Origin of the sequence: Arthrobacter silvisoli (assembly GCF_003369445.1) — a bacterium.
GTDB lineage: Bacteria > Actinomycetota > Actinomycetes > Actinomycetales > Micrococcaceae > Arthrobacter > Arthrobacter silvisoli.
The window spans coordinates 1-17,617 of record NZ_QRCU01000038.1 but is presented as its reverse complement, the minus strand read 5'-3'; the positions used below and the strand labels follow the sequence as shown (position 1 = coordinate 17,617).

Sequence of the window (17,617 nt, the reverse complement as noted above, 5' to 3'; positions counted from 1 at the left end):
CTCATCAACGTTCCGGAAACAACCGGAAACCCCGGATGCCCTCGTAGCTCAGGGGATAGAGCGTCTGCCTCCGGAGCAGAAGGCCGTAGGTTCGAATCCTATCGAGGGCACCATTCCTTTCGAGGACACAGAAACCCCGCCATTCCCAGGAATGGCGGGGTTTCTGCGTTGCCGGCCAAGCGCCGTTGCGGACATGCCGGAGGCGGGCCGCCAAATTGTCCGCGGCCGCTCCTAAGCTGATTCGTACCAGCTCCGCCAGACGCCAAAGGGGTTCGCCAATGATCTGCTCCATCGTTCCTCCGTACATGCTGCGCCGCCTCGCCACCCGACCGGAACCACGCCTCCGTGCCATCGCGCGGGCCGCGAAGGAATCGCTGCTGCACATCAAAGGCCTGCAGGCCGCCCGCGCCCTTCCAGTGCCCGCCCCGCCGCCCAGCGCACGCCAGGCCAAGCCCGGCCCGCCCCAGCGCACCATCTTCGACGCCGCATCCACTGAAACCCTGCCGGGCACCCTGGTGCGGAAGGAAGGGATGCCGCCTGTCGGGGATGCTGCGGCCGACGAAGCCTATGACGGCCTGGGCGATACCCACACCCTCTACGCGGACGTCTTCGAACGGAACTCCATCGACGGCGCCGGCCTCAAGCTCGATGCGACGGTGCATTTCGGGAAGCTTTACGACAACGCTTTCTGGGACGGCCACCAGATGGTCTTCGGCGACGGCGACGGCGAGATCTTCCAGCGCTTTACGAGGTCCCTGAGCGTGATCGGCCACGAACTGGCCCACGGCGTCACCCAGTACACGGCGGGCCTCGCTTACCGGAACCAGGCCGGTGCCTTGAACGAATCCATGTCCGATGTCTTCGGCGTGCTGGTGGAGCAGTATGCCCGCAAACAGTCAGCCTCGGAGGCGAACTGGCTCATCGGCGAGGGCCTGTTCACCGACGCCGTGCAGGGCGCGGCGCTGCGTTCCCTCAAGGCGCCCGGTACGGCCTACGACGACGACGTGCTGGGCAAGGACCCCCAGCCGGATTCCATGGACAGCTATGTCCGCACCACCGCGGACAACGGCGGAGTCCATATCAATTCAGGCATCCCCAACCGGGCCTTCTACCTGGTGGCCTCGGAGCTGGGCGGCAACGCATGGGAAGCGCCGGGACACATCTGGTACGGCACGTTGACCAGCGGGTCCCTCCCTGCCGCGTGCACCTTCGGCAAGTTCGCCAGGACTACCATCGCCACCGCAGAGGAGCTGTTCGGCAGCGGCTCCCCCGAGCATGACGCCGTCCTGAAGGCGTGGGAAACTGTAAAGGTCAAGGTCTGACTCCAGCGCCGGGCGCCGGTGGATCCCGCATCGGCGCAGCACGAAGATCGGTGGGGCATGAAAATCACTGTCCGTCGCAGCGGGGGCATCGCTGCCATGACGCGTGTCTGGAGCGTGAATGCCGTGTCCGCGGACGACAAGGAGCGCTGGATGCCCCTGGTCGAAGCGTGTCCCTGGGAGGAAGCGAAGGCACTGTCCCGCACAGCCAACCAGCCGGACCGGTTCATGTACTCCATCCGGGCCGGCCAGCGCCGCGCCACCCTGCCGGACCGGGAAGTCACCGGCCCCTGGGAGGAACTGGTGGAATCCGCCAAGGCGGAGGGTTCCGAGAGCCGCGGGCAGCGCTGAGCGACGCCGCTAGACTACTTCGGCCAGCTGGCTACCCCGGAAGGCACGGCGGTAGGACTGCGGGCTGGTGTCCAGGACCTTGGCGAAGTGGTGCCGCATCAGTACCGAGTGCCCGAATCCGGCTTCCCGCGCCACCTCGTCGATGTTCAGGTCACTGCCTTCCAGCAACTCCTGGGCCCGCAGCACCCGCTGTGAGTTGAGCCAGGCGGCTGGTGTTGCCCCGGTTTCGGCGCGGAAACGGCGGGCGAAGGTCCGGGGTGACATGTGCAGCCGTTCAGCGAGCTCGGCAACGCTGTGTTCCTGGTCCAGGTTCTCCACCATCCAGCGCAGCAGGGCCTCCATCGGCGCCGAGCCACAGCTCGGCATCGGCCGGTCGATGTACTGGGCCTGCCCGCCGTCGCGGTGCGGCGCTACCACCATGTCGCGGGCGATCGCAGCAGCGACCTTCGCGCCCAACTCCACGCGGACCAGGTGCAGGCAGGCGTCGATGCCTGAGGCCGTGCCCGCACTGGTGATGATGGTGCCGTCCTGGACATAGAGGACGTTTTCATCGACCCGGGCCTGGGGATAGCGGCTGGCCAGGTCCTGCGAGTAGTGCCAGTGAGTGGTGCAGCGGCGCCCGTCCAGCAGCCCGGCCCGGGCAAGGGCGTAGGCGCCGGAGCAGATGGACAGCACCCAGGCGCCCCGTTCGTGGGCGGCCCGGAGGGTTTCCAGGACCTCCTCCGGCACGTCCAGGTCACGGCCGTAGGGAGCCATGATCACCAGGTCCGCATCGGAAGCGGCTTCCAGGCCGAGACTTACGTGCATCGACAGCCCGGATTTCATGGGGACATCGCCTGGATGCGGCGTGCAGACGCGGAAATCGAACTTTGGAACGCCGCCCTCCCGGTCGGAGCGGTCAATGCCGAAAACCTCGAAGGCGGTGCCGAATTCGAAGATCGAGAAGCCAGGAACAACGATGACTGCCACTGATTTCAACATACCTCCAGTGTGGCAGAAATTTGTCCAAATGGGTCATTTCTGCCACTGTTTCTTGGGTCCGGCCAGGACGACGATTGAGGCATGGAAATCCTCCTGGCATTCATCGTCATCATCGTCCTGCTGGCTATCGCAGCCACTATCTCGGCAGTCCTCCGTGACGGCCGCGGCCACCTTCCGCCGGTTCGTTCCGAACGCGACTGGCGTGCCCTTGACCTCCCCAGCAGCGCCTACTGGACCATGCGCCTGCTCTGACCTACCGGCCGGCACCCCCAAGCCGGATGGGCCCACGGATGGGCCCCGCCTGAGGCACGAAGGCGGGGAGCCGCCGGGGATAAGCTGTGGTCCATGATCCAAAGCTCCGCCCGCCTGCTGCAGCTGCTCTCGCTGCTGCAGCTGCGGCGCGAATGGACCGGCCCGGCCTTGGCCCAAAGGATGGGCGTCACGGAACGCACCGTGCGCCGCGACATCGACAAACTCCGCACCCTCGGGTACCCCATCCACGCCTCGCCCGGAATCGCCGGCGGCTACCAGCTGGGAGCCGGCGCCCAGCTGCCGCCGCTCCTGCTCGACGACAACGAGGCCCTGGCAGTCGCCCTCGGACTGAATTCGGTGGCCGCCGGGCCCGTCGCGGGCATCGGCGAAGCCTCAGTGCGGGCCCTCGCCAAGCTTGAACAGGTCCTGCCTGCCAGGCTGCGCCCACGCTTCACCACCCTCAAAGAAGCCGTCACAACCCTGCCCAGCAACGCCGCCGCCGTGGATCCGCACCAGCTCACCGTCGTCTCCTCAGCCATCGCGGACCGGCGCCTGATCCGCTTCGACTACGCCAAACCCGACGGCACAGTGGACCGCCGTACCGCCGAGCCCTACCGCCTGGTGGACACGGGCCGCCGCTGGTACCTGGTGGCCTGGGATCTCGAACGGGAAGACTGGCGGACGTTCCGCGCCGACCGCATCGCCTCCCTGCCGGCCGCCACGAAGAAGTTCCTCCCGCGGCCGCTCCCGGCGGAGGACCTGGCTGCCTACGTCCAGCAGTCGGTGACCCGTTCGCCCTACCGCTATGACGTCGTCGTGCGCTTGTTCGCGCCGATCGGCGACGTGGCCGCCCTCGTCGGCCCGCAGCTGGCGACCTTGGCCGACGACGGCGGGACCGCCACGCTGCTGCACGCCGGCTGGGACAGCCTGGCCCAGCCCGCGGCGCACCTTGCGGCGCTGGGCATGGAGTTCGAAATCCTCTCGCCGCCGGAGTTCAAGGAGTACGCCGTAACGCTGGCCGGCCGGCTGGCGCGCTCGGCGGGCGCCGCCGCCCACGGCACCGGAACCCACGGCACCGGAACCCCGGCCCAGGCGTAGGCCCGGCACAGCAGCAGACCCGGTGCCACAGTAGACTGGCTTGCAGCCATGACACTTCACATCTCCTACCCCGCCGAGCTGCCGGTCTCCGAACGCCGCGAGGACATTATGGCGGCCATCGCCGCGAACCAGGTCACGATCATCGCGGGTGAGACCGGTTCGGGCAAGACCACCCAGATCCCCAAAATGTGCCTGGAGCTGGGCCTCGGCGACAAGGGACTGATCGGCCACACGCAGCCGCGCCGCCTTGCCGCGCGCACGGTGGCGGAGCGCATCGCCTTCGAGCTCGGCGTGGAGATCGGCCAGGAGGTGGGCTTCCAGGTCCGCTTCACCGGCGAAACCGGCAAGAACACCAAGATCAAGCTGATGACGGACGGCATCCTGCTGGCGGAGATCCAGCGGGACAAACTGCTGCGCAAGTACAGCACCATCATCATCGACGAGGCCCACGAACGCAGCCTCAACATCGACTTCATCCTCGGCTACCTCAAGCGGATCCTGCCACAGCGCCCGGACCTGAAGATCATCATCACCTCCGCCACGATCGACCCCGAGCGTTTCGCGAAGCATTTCGGCAGCGACGACGCTCCGGCTCCCATCATCGAGGTGTCCGGCCGCACCTACCCGGTGGAGATCCGCTACCGTCCGCTGTCGCTGCCCGCGGGCGGCCCGGCGGAAGGTGACGAAACTCCCGATGACGAACTGGAGGAAGACCGCGACCCCCTGGACGCGGTGTGCGACGCCGTTGACGAGCTCGCCCAGGAGGCTCCCGGCGACATCCTCATCTTCTTCTCCGGCGAACGCGAAATCCGCGACGCCGCGGAGGCGCTGAACGGCCGGATCCAGGCGAACCGGCGCCTCGCGGGCACCGAGGTCCTCCCCCTGTATGCGCGGCTCAGCCTGCAGGAACAGCACCGCGTCTTCAATCCCGGCGGCAAGCGGCGGATCGTGCTGGCAACCAACGTTGCCGAAACCTCGCTCACCGTGCCCGGTATCAAGTACGTGGTCGACACCGGCACAGCCCGCATCTCGCGCTACTCGCACCGCACGAAGGTCCAGCGCCTGCCGATCGAGCGGGTGTCGCAGGCCTCAGCCAACCAGCGCTCCGGCCGCTGCGGCCGCGTGTCCGAGGGCATCGCCATCCGGCTGTACTCCGAAGAGGACTTCGAATCCCGCCCGCAGTTCACCGACCCCGAGATCCTGCGCACCAACCTGGCCGCCGTCATCCTGCAGATGACCGCGATGGGCGTGGCCCGCGGCCCGAAGGACATCGAGGCCTTCCCCTTCGTCGAGCCCCCGGAGTCGCGGGCAATCAACGACGGCGTCACCCTCCTGCGCGAGCTCGGCGCCCTGAAGCCGCCGCAGCAGAAATCTCCGCAGCAAGGGGCGAGGGAGCAGCAAGGCGGACTGACCGCCGTCGGGCATAAACTCGCCCAGCTGCCGGTGGACCCGCGGCTCGGCCGCATGATCGTGGAGGCCGGCAAGCGCGGCTGCGTCAAGGAAGTCATGATCCTCGCGGCGGCCCTGACCATCCAGGATCCCCGCGAGCGCCCCACCGACAAACAGCAGCAGGCCGCGGAGAAGCATGCCCGTTTCCGGGACGAGAACTCGGACTTCACCGGCTACCTCAACCTGTGGAACTACATCCAGGAACAGCAGCGGGAGCTGTCCTCCACTCAGTTCCGCAGGCTCTGCCGCAATGAGTTCATCAACTACCTGCGCGTGCGCGAATGGCAGGACCTGTTCCAGCAGCTGCGGCAGCTCGCCAAGCCGCTCGGCATCACGATCGACAACAGGCGCGAGGCCGATCCGGTCGGCCTGCACGAGGGCATCCACATCAGCCTCCTCTCCGGCCTGCTGAGCCACATCGGCCTGCTGGATGAGCGCAAGCGCGAGTACGCCGGCGCGCGGGGCAGCCGCTTCGCGATCTTCCCGGGCTCGGCCCTGTTCAAGAAGTCCCCGGCGTTCGTGATGGCCGCCGAACTCGTTGAAACCAGCAGGCTGTGGGCCCGGGTCGCCGCGAAGTTCGATCCGCTCTGGGTAGAGCAGGTAGCCCCGGACCTCGTGAAGCGCTCCTACAGCGAACCGCATTGGTCCAGCCGCAGCGGCTCGGTGATGGCGCACGAGAAGGTCACCCTCTACGGAGTGCCGGTCATCCCCAACCGGCGGGTCAACTACGGGCGCATCGATCCGGAGCTCTCCCGCGAACTCTTCATCCGGCACGCCCTCGTGGAAGGCGAATGGCGCACCCACCACAAGTTCTTCCACCGCAACCGCGCGCTCCTGAACGAAATCGAGGAACTCGAAACCCGGATGCGCCGCCGCGACATCCTGGTGGACGACCACACCCTCTTCGAGTTCTACGACGCGCGGATCGGCAAGGAGGTCGTGTCCGAGCGGCACTTCGACAAGTGGTGGAAGGACGCCCGGCAGCAGGACCCGGCGCTGCTGGACTTCGACCAGTCGCTGCTGATCAGCGAGGACGCCGCCGCGCTGGACGATTCGGCGTACCCGAAGACCTGGCAGCACAAGGGCTTCGAGCTGCCGCTCAGCTACGAGTTCCATCCTGTCGCCCCGGGCTCGCCGCCCAACCCGTCCGACGGCGTGACCGCCGAGGTACCGGTGCTGTTCCTCAACCAGCTCGACGACGGAGCCTTCCGTTGGCAGATCCCCGGCCAGCGCGTTGAGCTCATCACCGCCCTGATCAAGTCCCTGCCCAAGCAGGTCCGCAAGAACTTCGTGCCGGCCCCGGATGTCGCCCGGCAGGCCGCCGCTGCCTTGGAGGCGGATTTCGATCCCGCCACGGACGAACTCGAACCCTCGCTGGAACTGGTGCTCCGGCGCCTGCGCGGGCACATCATCCCGCCCGGGTCCTGGAATTGGGCCGCCGTTCCGCCGCACCTGCGGGTCAGCTTCACGGTGGTGGACAGCCGCGGCAAGGTGCTCGGCGAGGGCAAGGACCTCGCGGCCCTGCAGCAGGAGCTCGCCCCCGCCACGCGCCGCGCCATCGCCGAATCCCTCGGAGCGACGCCCGCGACGACGGCACGCGCGGGCAGCCAGGCCGCTGGCGGCAAGACCCGCGGTGGCCAGGCCCGGGCCGGCATTCCGGGCGGCGCGGTTAGCGGCAACGGCACCAGTGCTGCGGCACAAGCCGGTGCGCCGGGCACCTTTGCCGAGCAGGCCGGGCTTACCGAATGGAGCGTCGGCACCGTTGAACGGCAGGTCAGCCGGATCGTGAACGGCCACCAGGTGACCGGCTTCCCGGCCCTGGTGGACGAAGGCAAGAGCGTGGCCCTGCGGGTCTTCCAGACCCGGGCCGAGCAGGAAACCGCCATGCGCGGCGGTGTCATCCGGCTGCTCGCCCTGCGTGTCCCCGCGCCGGACCGCTATGTCCTGGAGCACCTGAACAACACGGAAAAGCTGACCTTCAGCCAGAACCCGCACGGCTCCGTCAGCGCACTGATCGCGGACTGCGCCCTCGCCGCGATCGACAAACTCACCCCCGTCGAGTTGCCATGGGACCGGAAAGCATTCGACGCCCTCTACGAAGCCGTGCGCGCGGAACTGATCGATACGGTGTTCACGGTGACCGCCGTCGTCGAACGGATCCTCGCCAGCAGCCGCCGCATCGAAAAGCAGCTCAAGGGCAGCACCAGCTTGAGCCTGATCAGCGCCCTCAATGACATCAAGAGCCAGCTCGAACAGCTGGTCTTCCCCGGTTTTGTAGCACAGACGGGCTACGCCCAGCTCAGCCAGCTGCCCCGCTACCTCGCCGCTATCGAAAAGCGCTTGGAGAAGCTGCCGAACAACGTGCAGCGCGACGGCCTGAACATGGCCGCCGTCCAGGCTTTGGAAGACGATTACGACGACGCCGTGGCGGCCCTCCTGCCGGGCCGACGGGCCGGCAGCGAATTAACCCGGGTGCGCTGGATGATCGAGGAACTCCGGGTGAGCCTCTTCGCGGTCGAGCTCGGCACGGCGTATTCCGTCTCAGAGAAGCGCATCCGCACGGCTTTGAACCAGGCACTCGCCCCGGCCTAAGCCGCCGGCACGCTGCGCAGAGCACACAGCACATCGCGCAGAGCACCGCACAACATCGAGCACAGCACAGACTTTCCCGACCGCACCACCGCACCCCAACTGCGGGCTGCCCCCTCTGAAAGGACCAGGATGACCCCGCACCTTCCCGCCCTGCACCTTCCCCAAGGACCAGCCGGAACCGAGATCCGCGGCCTCGGCCACGCCCAGCCCGTACGGGTCATGGACAACTTCGAGCTCGAGACGATCCTCGACACCAACGACGAATGGATCCGCCAGCGCACCGGGATCATCACGCGCCACATCGCCGGCGAAGGCGAAACCGTCGCCACCCTGGCGACGGATGCGGCGCGCATGGCATTGGCCGGTTCGGAGCTGGCGCCGGAGCAGATCGACCTCGTGGTGGTCGCCACCACCACCTCACAGGAACGCTCCCCCAACACAGCCGGCCGCGTGGCGCAAGCACTGGAACTCGGCGCCGCCCGCCGCGGCCCGGGCGTCATCGAGATCAACACCGCCTGCTCCGGTTTCGAGTACGCCCTCGGCATCGCCGACCAGGCCATCCGCTCCGGCTCAGCAACCCACGCGATCGCCATTGGCGCCGAAACGCTCTCCACCGTCACCGACTGGACGGACCGCAGCACCGCGGTGCTGGTCGCGGACGGGGCGGGTGCCGCCGTCGTGGGTCCGTCCGAGGAACCCCGGATCGGCCCGGTGGTGTGGGGGTCCCGCACGGACATGGCCGATTCGGTGCGGATCGGCCCGCCGGAGGGCAAGTTCTCGCAGAATGGCCGGGAAGTGCTGCGCTGGGGACTGCTCGACGCCGTCGGCCACGCCCGCGAAGCCGTGGAACGGGCCGGGCTCACCCTGGACGACATCGAGGTACTGGTTGCCCACCAGGCGAACCTGCGCATCATCGAACCGCTCGCGCAGGGCCTGGGGCTCAGCGAGAAGGTGGTGGTGACCGACGTGACCGAGTCCGGCAACACCTCCGCCGCGAGCGTCCCCCTGGGCCTGAGCAAGTGGTGGCACGCCGGCCGGATCCCGGCCGATGTGCCTGCCCTGCTCTTCGGGTTCGGCGGCGGCTTCACCTACGCCGGTATGGTGGCCATGACCCCGAAGCAGGCCTGATTCGCTGCAGCGGCTCGTTCAAGGCCCGGGTTTCCGGGTGTGCCGCAGCAGCATGACCCGCAGGCGGCGCAGGGAAACGTAGCGCGGAACCTGCCCGGCGTAGGCCGCGAAGCCTGCGCCGAACAGTTCCGCCAGCTCCCGTTCTTCTGCCAGCACTCCCCTGTGTTCGGCCAGGGCGGCGGCCGGAGTCGTGAGCAGCGCCCATGCCGAGCCTTGGAGCAGCCCGACGCCAAGGTGCAGCAGCCACCAGCCGGCGTACATGGGATTCCGACTGACGGCATAGGGACCGGTCACCACCAGCCGGCGCGGGCGGTCCAATTCGAAGGTCCCGCCCTCGCGCCGCCGTCGTTCCGCCAACGCGCGGACGGTGATTGCGCATCCGGCCGCGATCATGCCCACGCCCGCGGCAAGGCTCGGCGCGCGCGGTCCTGGAAGCTGTGCAGGCCGCAACCGGGCGAGGAGAAGGTCCGCGGCAAGCCCGGCCACTTGGCCCGGAGGCAGGGGCACATTCCTGAGGGCCGCCCTGGCGCCCGTCAAGCCCCGCCCGGTCAGCCCAGACCCGGCCGTCAAGCCCGTTCCCGGGCCTTCTCGGGACGGCTCTTCTGCGGGCGGGCTTGCTGCGCCCGGCCCGCAGCACTGCCTGCGGAAACCCCGGTCCCGCGGCGGGGAATCTGCCGCGCCAGGTATCCGGCGTCGCGGGCGAGCCCGGGCAGCGTGGCCGAGGTAGCGGCGTAGAGGAATTCCTGGCCCAGGAAGAACAGTCCGGAAACGTCCTGCGCCACGCCGCGGTATTGCCGCGGCCGGCCGTCGCCGTCGAAGGCCTCGGGCTCCACCCAGCTGAAATCGTCCCGGTAGCCGGTGCACCAGATGACGTTGGCGACGTCGAGGACGCGGCCGTCTCCGGCCACCGGCCTGCCGTCGCGCACGCCCGTGATCCGGGGAACGGATTCGACGCCGGCCGCCGCGAGGTCCTTGAGCTTCGTGCGGATCAGCGGGGTGCCGTGGCCGAGGAACTCCGGTGCCGCCTTGCGGCCGATAGGCGTGCCGAGCGTGAGGATGTGGAGTCCGGCGAACCGTACGATCGGCAGGACGAAGCGGGCCGCGGCCCGGCCGTGCTTGACCGGCAGTTCCGCGGTGGGCTTTCCCGCCAGCAGGGTGAAGTGGCTGCGGCTCAGCTCCAAGGCGATCTCCGCGCCGGAGTTCCCGACGCCCACCACCAGGACAGGGCCGGGCCGGAGCTGCGCGGGATTCCGGTACAGGCTCGAATGCAGCTGGAAAACGGAGTCGTCCAACTGCCCGGCAAAGCCGGGAACCTTCGGTGCGACGCAGGCTCCTGTGGCCACCACGACGTTCAGGGCCTTCCAGCTCTGCCCGCCCGCTTCCGCCACGTAGTGGCCGTCTTCCTTCCGGAGGTGCTCCACCTTCACGCCGGGCCGGACCGGCAGGCCGAAATGGGCGGCGTAGCCTTCGAGATAGTCGGCCACTTCGTCCTTGCCCGGAAACGCGAGGCCGTCCCCCGGGAACGGCATCCCGGGAAGGCCGTCATACTTGGCCGGAGTGAACAGGCGCAGGGAGTCCCAGCGCCGGCGCCAGGCGTCGCCCACCCTCTGTCCGGCGTCGAGGATGGCGAAGTCGCGTCCTTGCCGGGAAAGGAAATAGCCCAAGGCAAGCCCGGCCTGCCCGCCGCCGACGATGATGGTGTCCAGGACCCCCTCGGATGCGTGATTCCGACCAGGGTTCATGTCGGATGTGTCCATGGCAAAGCCTCCTTATGCTGCCAGCACTTCTTCGGTGGAACGGAAACCTTCTGTGGCCGCCGGCTGCGCCGGATTGCCGGGTGCGTGGCGGTAGCGCAGCCACCAGGACAGCATCATGGCGGACGCCAGGACGTAGGTCCCGTGGAGCAGCCAGATCGGCCCGGGCGGCAGGCTGAACACATAAAGCGAATGGACCGCGTTCGCAATGTTGGCCAGGAGCAGGTTGCCCAGGCTGTACGAGGACAGGTCCTTCGTGCGTGCCGCCTTGAGCAGCATCGGCAGCATGCTCGCGGTGAAGAGGAAGGTCGAGACGGTTCCGGCGACCAAGGGAAGGTTCATGCTTCGACGCTATTGCCGGAGGCTGTGGGCGCGCATCGGACGGATGACGCATCTTGCGCCGGACGCGTATGGGTATTTAGCCGCAGGCCTCACGCCATCAACCCGTGTTCATACGCATAGCGGCTTGCCGCCACCCGCGATGTCACTTCCAGCTTCAGGAAGATGTTGCTCAGGTGCCGCGCCACGGTCTTTTCGCTCAGGAAGAGTTCGACGGCGACCGCCCGGTTGCTCTTGCCGGCCGCTACCAGCCGGAGGACTTCCACTTCGCGGCCGGTCAGCGGACCGCTCGCCGCCCCACCCGGCACCACCCCGCCGGACGCGTCAGGCCCGTCGGACGGCCCGGCCCCGTTCAGCGCATCGACCATCGCGAAGGCCGGCCCGGCACCGAGCTCCTCCAGTTCTTCGCGCGCAGCGTCGAAATCCATGCGGGCGGTTTCTTCGTCGCCCAGGCGGCGGCGCGCCTTGGCCACCAACACTCGGCAGCGAGCGGCCTCATAGGGATTCTCAAGGGTCCGCCACAAGGTCCAGGCGGTCCGCAACGGCTTCAAGGCCGCGGTGGCTTCACCGCCCTCGAGGAGCACCGAGCCGTCCGCCTGGGCAGCCAGGGCGCGGGGCATCGGTGCCGGATAACTTGCGGCGAAGCGCGCCAGGTCATCCGCCGCGCTGCGGGCCGCTGCGAGGTCGCCGGCCGCCAGTTCGATCTCGACGAGGCCGGACAGCAGGCGGCTCCGCCAGGTGGGGTCGGCGGCAGCCACGGCGTCGTTGATCTGGCGGCGGGCGAGCTGCACCTCCCCGAGGGCAAGGTGCAGGAGCGCCATTCCCGGCTGCGGGTCGAAGCCGGAGTCCGCTGCCGCACGGTACGAGGCGGCAGCGGCTTCGAAGAGGCCGCGGAGCCGCTGTACTTCTCCCTGGTAGTAGAAGGCCCCGAACCTGGCCTCAGGATCCCCGTGGGAGGACCGTTCCTGCGCCTTCGCTGCAGCGGCCATGGCCTCGTCCCACTGGCCGCGCAGGACATACAGCTCCGCCCGGTGCGCATGGCATTGGCCGCTGAAGAGCACCAGGTCCGGCTGGCCCTCGCACCAGCGGTCAAGCGCCATGGTCCATTCCAGGGCACGGGGCAGGTCGAAGACAGCCTGGCAGGTTCCGATGGTGGCGCAGTAGATGATGCCGGAGGGAATGGCGGACACCTCCCCGGAGATGGCCGCCACCATCACCTCGTCGAACAGTTCCAGTCCGGCCGCCGGATTGCCGAGCATGACCTGTGCCTGCCCCTGGCCGAGCTGCGCCAGGCACGTGACGTCCCGGTCGTGCGAAGCCGTACCGATTCCGTGGGCCCTGCTGAAAAGGGCGGACGCACCTGCGGCGTCGCCACCGTAGAGTTTCGCGACGGCGGCCGGGATAAGGAGCAGTCCTTCGGCGGCACCGGGCTCGTCGACTTCGGCCAGGAGCCTCGTGCCACGTGCCAGCCACCCGGAACTGGCCGCCGACGAGCCGCTGTTCAGCAGGTGGATACCCAACCAGGCGGCGCACCGCACGGCTCCCGGGACGTCACCGGTGAGGAGGAACTCTTCGTGGGCCCGGGCCAGTGCCCCGGTCCCGTCGTCAGCGTGGCCCGTGAGGAACGCGGCGGTGGCGAAGCGTTCGAGGTCGGCGGCGGGAAGGCCGCCTTCGCGGTGCGCGTCCCCGAAGTGTCCGAAGGCTTCACCCCAGCGGTGATCGTCGTAGGCGGCGCGGCCCAGGTCCAGGCCGGCTTTGGACGTTGCCATGGCTCCTCCGGCACTGCGGCCGCGCTGCGGCGGCGCGGCTTTCGTCCTTGTCTATGCGCCACGGTACGCCTGGCTCCTGCGGCCCACAATGCCCGCCTCGGAGCAGGCCGCTCAGGACGCCGGGACGAACTCCCCGTGCCCGGCATCCCGCAGCGCCGTACGGATCCGCTCGGCGTTGGCCTCGAGCTGTGACGGGTCCGGGTTGTGGTCCGCGGAGCCGAAATCGTAGTCGGCCATCGAATTCGACGGCCACACGTGAACGTGCAGATGGTCCACCTCGTAGCCGGCCACCAGCAGCCCCGCCCGAGCGGCGCCGAACTCGGGGACCAGTGCCTTGCCGATGGTCTGCGCCACGGCGGTCACCCGGCCGAGCACTTCGGCCGGTGCATCGGTCCAGCGGTCCACTTCGAGGCGCGGGACCACCAGGACGTGGCCGTCGGCGAGGGGCGCGATGCTCAGGAACGCCACCACGTCTTCGTCCTTCCAGACGAAGCGGCCCGGGATGTCGCCGTTGATGATCTTGGTGAAGAGGGTGCTCATGCGTCTGCCTTTTCGGACGGGGTGTGCAGGGTCTTGGTGTCCAGGACGAAGCGGTACTTCACGTCGCCCGCGACCATACGGTCATAGGCGTCGTTGAGCCCGGAGGCGCCCACGATCTCGATGTCGCTGGCCACGCCGTGTTCGGCGCAGAAATCGAGCATCTCCTGGGTCTCGGCGATCCCGCCGATCAGGGAACCGGAATAGGCCAAGCGGCGCCGGATGAGGAGCCCGGGACTGACCGGCGGCATGTCGCTCGGCGGCAGTCCCAGTTGGAAGAGCGCCCCGCCCAGGCGAAGGGTGCGCAGGTACGGGTTGAGGTCGTGCGGCGCGGCCACGGTGTCGATGATGACGTCGATGCTTGCCTTGGCCGCTTCCATCGCGGAGGGTTCCCGGGAAAGGACCACCTGGTCAGCGCCGAGTTCGGTCGCGGCCGCCGTCTTGCCTTTCGAACTGGTGAAGACCACCACTTCCGCGCCCATCGCCTTGGCGATCTTCACCGCCATGTGGCCGAGACCGCCCAGCCCAACGACACCCACCACGTCCCCGGGTTCGACGTCGAAATAGCGCAGCGGCGAGTAGGTGGTGATTCCCGCGCACAGCAACGGAGCGGTTGCAGCCGGGTCCATGCCTTCGGGAATCCGCAGGACGAAGCGGCGGTCCACGACGATCGTGCCCGAATAGCCGCCCTGGGTGATGGCGTTGCCGTTCCGCGGGTCCTTCACGCCGTACGTGCCGACATTTCCGCGTTCGCAGTATTGTTCGAGCCCTTCGAGGCAGCTGTCGCATTCCCGGCACGAGTCCACCAGGCAACCGACGCCCACCAGGTCCCCGGCCCTGAAGTCATCCACCGCTGCTCCGGTGCGGCGCACCCTGCCCACGATCTCGTGGCCCGGCACCAAGGGGTAGGGGCGGCTGCCCCATTCGCCCCGTGTGGCATGCACATCGGAGTGGCACAGCCCGCAGAATTCGATGTCGATCTCGACGTCGTCGTCCTTGGGTACGCGGCGCGCCAGGGTCAGCGGACGCAGGCCGCTTTCGGCGGACGTCGCGCCCATCGCGGCCGTGAGGGTGCCCGGGCCGGTGCGGGTTTCCTGGGTTTCCGCAGCCGTCAGGGGTTTGCCGAGCGGAGGGGGTACGGGGCGTCCGGGAGTCATGCTCCGACGCTACCACCGGGTGCGGCGCCGACGGCCACCTCATTCGCCTCCTCGGAGGACCACTGCGAGAAGGAGCCCGGGTAAAGCGCTGCGGGGAACCCGGCGATCTCCAGTGCCGCGATCTGGTGGGCTGCCGTCACTCCGGAACCGCAGTAGACCGCGACGGCGGTGCCACCGTCGATTCCCGCCTCGGCGAAGCGGGAGCGCAACTGCGCTGCCGGCAGGAAGCGGCCGTCCGCCGCGAGGTTCTCCCCCGTCGGTGCGCTGATGGCGCCGGGGATGTGGCCGGCCCGGGGATCGATGGGTTCGATCTCGCCGCGGTAGCGCTCCCCTGCCCGGGCGTCGAGCAGGATGCCTTGGCCGGCCCAGCGCGCGGCGCGCGCCATGTCGATGCTGGGCATCCGGCCGTGTCCCAGGGTGACCGTTCCTTCCGTTGCAGCCTGCTCCCCGGACTCCACCGGATGGCCTGCAGCGCGCCAAGCTGCCAGTCCGCCGTCGAGCAGGAAAACGGGCTCCAGCCCGGCATCGCGGAGCAGCCACCAGGCGCGCGCCGCCGCGGTATTGCCGTTGTCGTCGTACGCCACCACGGTGTCTCCGTCATTGATGCCCCAGGCCCGGGCGCTGCGCTGCAGGGCCGCCTGGGCGGGCAGGGGGTGGCGGCCCTCGCCGGACACCGACGGATCCGCCAACTCGTGGTGCAGATCCACGAACACGGCGCCCGGGAGGTGGCCTGCCAGGTAGTGGTCGTGCCCGTGCGGGTCACCGAGCACCCAGCGGACGTCGAGAAGCACCGTGCGTTTCCCGGAATCCATCCGCTCCTTGAGGGCGGCAACATCCATCAGCGTACCCATCGCGTCTCCTTTGTTCCCGTGGCAAACACCCGGCTCCCAGCTTAACCGGCGAGGGGCCCCGGCCTAACCGGCGAGGGGCCCCGGCCGAGCTTGCGAGGGCGGGGAGCTAGGCTGGATCGGTGAAGACTGCAGGAAAGCAAGACAGGCGGTGGGCCAGCGAGGCCATCCGCCGCATCGAGGCCGAAAACAACCGGTCCGCCGACACCCACCTCTATTCGGTCCCGTTGCCGGAGCATTGGGGTGTCGAGCTGTACCTGAAGGATGAGTCCACGCACCGCTCCGGCAGCCTGAAGCACCGCTTGGCGCGCTCGCTGTTCCTGTATGGCCTGGTGAACGGCTGGATCAACGAAGGCACCACGATTGTGGAGGCGTCAAGCGGCAGCACCGCCGTCTCGGAGGCGTACTTCGCCCGGCTCATCGGCCTGCCGTTCATCGCGGTCATGACGCGCACCACCAGCCCGGAGAAGATCGCCCTCATTGAAGAATTCGGTGGCAGTTGCCTGCTGGTGGACCATGCCTCGGAGGTCTACGCCGCGGCGCAGGAGGCAGCCCGCACATCCGGCGGGCACTACATGGACCAGTTCACCTACGCGGAGCGGGCCACCGACTGGCGCGGCAACAACAACATCGCGGAATCGATCTTCGAACAGCTGGCCCTGGAGGAGCACCCGGTTCCGGAGTGGATCGTGGTGGGGGCCGGCACCGGCGGAACCAGCGCCACCATCGGCCGGTATCTGCGGTACCACTGCCACGGAACCCGGCTGGCCGTCGTCGACCCCGAAAACTCCGCGTTCTACCCGGGCTGGCGGGACGGCGTCGAGGAGTTCAGCACCGGCATGCCGTCCCGGATCGAAGGCATCGGCCGCCCGCGGATGGAGCCGAGTTTCGTGCCGGCGGTCATCGACACCATGATCCCGGTGCCGGATGCGGCGTCCGTCGCGGCCATGCGGCACCTCCGCAGCCTCACCGGCCTCCGGGCCGGCCCCTCCACCGGCACGAACCTGTGGGGCGTGTGGCAGCTGCTTGCGGAGATGGTGGCGCAAGGAAAGCGCGGAAGCATCGTTTCACTGATGTGCGACGGCGGGGAGCGCTATGCGGGCAGCTACTACAGGCAGGAATGGCTGGACTCGCAGGGCCTGGACCCGCAGCCGTACGAGGCCGTCCTGAACCGCTTCTTCGACACCGGGGCGTGGCCCGGGGTATAAGCGCGGCTAGACTTCCACGGACTCGCGTGGCGCCAGGCTGGTGTATGTGGTGCCGTACTTGCCGCCGATCCGGCCGACGTGCCCTTCGACCAGTCCGCGGCCCAGCTCATTGAGGAGCGCGTCATGGACCGGGTAGGCCTGCGGTGCGCGCACGGCCACCACGAAGTCCACCACCTCGCCCACTTTGGACCACGGTGCGTGCAGCGGCACCAGGAGCGTCTTCACCTCGATGCCGTGCGGGACCACGAAGGAATCGCCGGGGTGGAAGACGTTCTCCTCCACGAGGTAGCCGATGTTCGCCACGATCGGCACCAGCGGGTGGATCAGGGCATGCTGGCCGCCGAACGAGCGCACGGCAAAGCCGCCCGCTTCGAAGGAACTGTCAGGCTCGACGGCGTGTACGCGCCCGCCGTCGTCGCCGGCCTTCCCTGCGAGCTCAGCGGCGAGGCGGGCCGGGGCGTGGACCTGGAGTCCCGGGTTGGCGTGCAGCGCTTCAAGCAGCGCCGGGGCGTCCACATGGTCCGGATGCTCATGGGTGATGAGCACCGCGTGGGCACCCGCCAAAGCCTCCTCCGCCTCCGAGAATGTCCCCGGATCGATCACCAACACGTGCCCGTCCTTCTGCAGGCGGACACAGGAATGCGTGAACTTGGTCAGCTTCATGGCCCAAGACTAGCGCGCGAGGGGCCCCGGACGAGCTTGCGAGTATGGGGAGCGCGCTGGTCGCTAGCGCGCGAGGGGCCCCGGACGAGCTAAGCGACTGTGAGGATTTCCGTGGCTGGTCTGGGACTGGCTGGCAGAGTGGGTCCTGGCCGTTCCACCCGTGTTTGTGACT

At 68.6% G+C, this 17,617-nt stretch carries 16 protein-coding genes and 1 tRNA gene; 8 read left to right on the top strand and 9 right to left on the bottom strand.

The window, feature by feature from the left end:
- Positions 1–37 precede the first annotated feature (37 nt).
- The 3 genes from DWV11_RS10640 to DWV11_RS10630 all read left to right on the top strand — a co-directional run bounded on the left by DWV11_RS10640 (position 38) and on the right by DWV11_RS10630 (position 1,670).
- Positions 38–113, top strand: a tRNA-Arg gene (locus DWV11_RS10640).
- Between the two features lie 165 nt (positions 114–278).
- On the top strand, positions 279–1,322 hold the full coding sequence (locus DWV11_RS10635) for a M4 family metallopeptidase (RefSeq protein ID WP_245953554.1): 1,044 nt from the start codon (positions 279–281) through the stop codon (positions 1,320–1,322).
- Positions 1,323–1,379: 57 nt separating this feature from the next.
- Positions 1,380–1,670: a protealysin inhibitor emfourin gene (locus tag DWV11_RS10630; RefSeq protein WP_115788857.1), complete on the top strand. Its 291-nt coding sequence runs from the start codon at positions 1,380–1,382 to the stop codon at positions 1,668–1,670.
- A 9-nt stretch (positions 1,671–1,679) separates the two neighbouring features.
- On the opposite strand, the gene DWV11_RS10625 is transcribed toward DWV11_RS10630, so the two are convergent.
- Positions 1,680–2,651 carry a GlxA family transcriptional regulator gene (locus DWV11_RS10625; RefSeq protein ID WP_115788856.1) on the bottom strand — a complete coding sequence of 324 codons (972 nt, stop codon included), beginning with the start codon at positions 2,649–2,651 and terminating at the stop codon, positions 1,680–1,682.
- Between the two features lie 81 nt (positions 2,652–2,732).
- On the opposite strand from DWV11_RS10625, the gene DWV11_RS20125 reads away from it, so the two are divergent.
- From DWV11_RS20125 to DWV11_RS10610, 4 genes are all read left to right on the top strand, one after another.
- Complete coding sequence (locus DWV11_RS20125; protein WP_168404671.1) at positions 2,733–2,903, top strand: hypothetical protein; 171 nt, start codon at positions 2,733–2,735, stop codon at positions 2,901–2,903.
- 93 nt (positions 2,904–2,996) lie between these two features.
- Complete coding sequence (locus DWV11_RS10620; RefSeq protein WP_115788855.1) at positions 2,997–4,001, top strand: helix-turn-helix transcriptional regulator; 1,005 nt, start codon at positions 2,997–2,999, stop codon at positions 3,999–4,001.
- Positions 4,002–4,049: 48 nt separating this feature from the next.
- Complete coding sequence (gene hrpA, locus DWV11_RS10615) at positions 4,050–8,042, top strand: ATP-dependent RNA helicase HrpA (RefSeq protein ID WP_115788854.1); 3,993 nt, start codon at positions 4,050–4,052, stop codon at positions 8,040–8,042.
- 129 nt (positions 8,043–8,171) lie between these two features.
- Positions 8,172–9,170 carry a beta-ketoacyl-ACP synthase III gene (locus DWV11_RS10610; protein WP_115788853.1) on the top strand — a complete coding sequence of 333 codons (999 nt, stop codon included), beginning with the start codon at positions 8,172–8,174 and terminating at the stop codon, positions 9,168–9,170.
- 18 nt (positions 9,171–9,188) lie between these two features.
- On the opposite strand, the gene DWV11_RS10605 is transcribed toward DWV11_RS10610, so the two are convergent.
- The 7 genes from DWV11_RS10605 to DWV11_RS10575 all read right to left on the bottom strand — a co-directional run bounded on the left by DWV11_RS10605 (position 9,189) and on the right by DWV11_RS10575 (position 15,577).
- Complete coding sequence (locus DWV11_RS10605) at positions 9,189–9,677, bottom strand: methyltransferase family protein (RefSeq protein WP_245953553.1); 489 nt, start codon at positions 9,675–9,677, stop codon at positions 9,189–9,191.
- Positions 9,678–9,736: 59 nt separating this feature from the next.
- On the bottom strand, positions 9,737–10,927 hold the full coding sequence (locus tag DWV11_RS10600) for a flavin-containing monooxygenase (RefSeq protein ID WP_245953552.1): 1,191 nt from the start codon (positions 10,925–10,927) through the stop codon (positions 9,737–9,739).
- 12 nt (positions 10,928–10,939) lie between these two features.
- Complete coding sequence (locus DWV11_RS10595) at positions 10,940–11,266, bottom strand: hypothetical protein (protein ID WP_115788852.1); 327 nt, start codon at positions 11,264–11,266, stop codon at positions 10,940–10,942.
- Between the two features lie 89 nt (positions 11,267–11,355).
- Positions 11,356–13,032, bottom strand: coding sequence for a helix-turn-helix transcriptional regulator (locus DWV11_RS10590; protein ID WP_115788851.1), 1,677 nt, complete (start codon positions 13,030–13,032; stop codon positions 11,356–11,358).
- A gap of 111 nt (positions 13,033–13,143) precedes the next feature.
- Positions 13,144–13,572 carry an HIT family protein gene (locus tag DWV11_RS10585; protein ID WP_115788850.1) on the bottom strand — a complete coding sequence of 143 codons (429 nt, stop codon included), beginning with the start codon at positions 13,570–13,572 and terminating at the stop codon, positions 13,144–13,146.
- A complete protein-coding gene (locus DWV11_RS10580; RefSeq protein WP_115788849.1) occupies positions 13,569–14,726 on the bottom strand; it encodes an NAD(P)-dependent alcohol dehydrogenase in 1,158 nt (385 codons plus the stop codon). The genes DWV11_RS10585 and DWV11_RS10580 overlap by 4 nt, the downstream gene beginning before the upstream one ends.
- On the bottom strand, positions 14,723–15,577 hold the full coding sequence (locus DWV11_RS10575; protein ID WP_115788848.1) for a sulfurtransferase: 855 nt from the start codon (positions 15,575–15,577) through the stop codon (positions 14,723–14,725). The genes DWV11_RS10580 and DWV11_RS10575 overlap by 4 nt, the downstream gene beginning before the upstream one ends.
- 119 nt (positions 15,578–15,696) lie before the next feature.
- Here DWV11_RS10575 and cds1 point away from each other — a divergent pair, with 119 nt between their 5' ends.
- The gene (cds1, locus tag DWV11_RS10570) at positions 15,697–16,782 is read left to right on the top strand and encodes an L-cysteine desulfhydrase Cds1 (protein ID WP_115788847.1); all 1,086 of its coding nucleotides are present in this window, start codon (positions 15,697–15,699) and stop codon (positions 16,780–16,782) included.
- Positions 16,783–16,788: 6 nt separating this feature from the next.
- Here the strand turns inward: cds1 and DWV11_RS10565 are convergent, their stop codons facing one another.
- Positions 16,789–17,445 (bottom strand): MBL fold metallo-hydrolase, encoded by a 657-nt coding sequence (locus tag DWV11_RS10565; RefSeq protein WP_115788846.1) that lies wholly within the window; start codon positions 17,443–17,445, stop codon positions 16,789–16,791.
- Positions 17,446–17,617: the final 172 nt, after the last annotated feature.

Bases quoted from the DNA above. Each gene is read 5' to 3' on its own strand.
- DWV11_RS10635 (WP_245953554.1), top strand. From the start codon at position 279: ATGATCTGCTCCATCGTTCCTCCGTACATGCTGCGCCGCCTCGCCACC.
- DWV11_RS10630 (WP_115788857.1), top strand. From the start codon at position 1,380: ATGAAAATCACTGTCCGTCGCAGCGGGGGCATCGCTGCCATGACGCGT.
- DWV11_RS10625 (WP_115788856.1), bottom strand. From the start codon at position 2,651: ATGTTGAAATCAGTGGCAGTCATCGTTGTTCCTGGCTTCTCGATCTTC.
- DWV11_RS20125 (WP_168404671.1), top strand. From the start codon at position 2,733: ATGGAAATCCTCCTGGCATTCATCGTCATCATCGTCCTGCTGGCTATC.
- DWV11_RS10620 (WP_115788855.1), top strand. From the start codon at position 2,997: ATGATCCAAAGCTCCGCCCGCCTGCTGCAGCTGCTCTCGCTGCTGCAG.
- hrpA (WP_115788854.1), top strand. From the start codon at position 4,050: ATGACACTTCACATCTCCTACCCCGCCGAGCTGCCGGTCTCCGAACGC.
- DWV11_RS10610 (WP_115788853.1), top strand. From the start codon at position 8,172: ATGACCCCGCACCTTCCCGCCCTGCACCTTCCCCAAGGACCAGCCGGA.
- DWV11_RS10600 (WP_245953552.1), bottom strand. From the start codon at position 10,927: ATGGACACATCCGACATGAACCCTGGTCGGAATCACGCATCCGAGGGG.
- DWV11_RS10595 (WP_115788852.1), bottom strand. From the start codon at position 11,266: ATGAACCTTCCCTTGGTCGCCGGAACCGTCTCGACCTTCCTCTTCACC.
- DWV11_RS10590 (WP_115788851.1), bottom strand. From the start codon at position 13,032: ATGGCAACGTCCAAAGCCGGCCTGGACCTGGGCCGCGCCGCCTACGAC.
- DWV11_RS10585 (WP_115788850.1), bottom strand. From the start codon at position 13,572: ATGAGCACCCTCTTCACCAAGATCATCAACGGCGACATCCCGGGCCGC.
- DWV11_RS10580 (WP_115788849.1), bottom strand. From the start codon at position 14,726: ATGACTCCCGGACGCCCCGTACCCCCTCCGCTCGGCAAACCCCTGACG.
- DWV11_RS10575 (WP_115788848.1), bottom strand. From the start codon at position 15,577: ATGGGTACGCTGATGGATGTTGCCGCCCTCAAGGAGCGGATGGATTCC.
- DWV11_RS10565 (WP_115788846.1), bottom strand. From the start codon at position 17,445: ATGAAGCTGACCAAGTTCACGCATTCCTGTGTCCGCCTGCAGAAGGAC.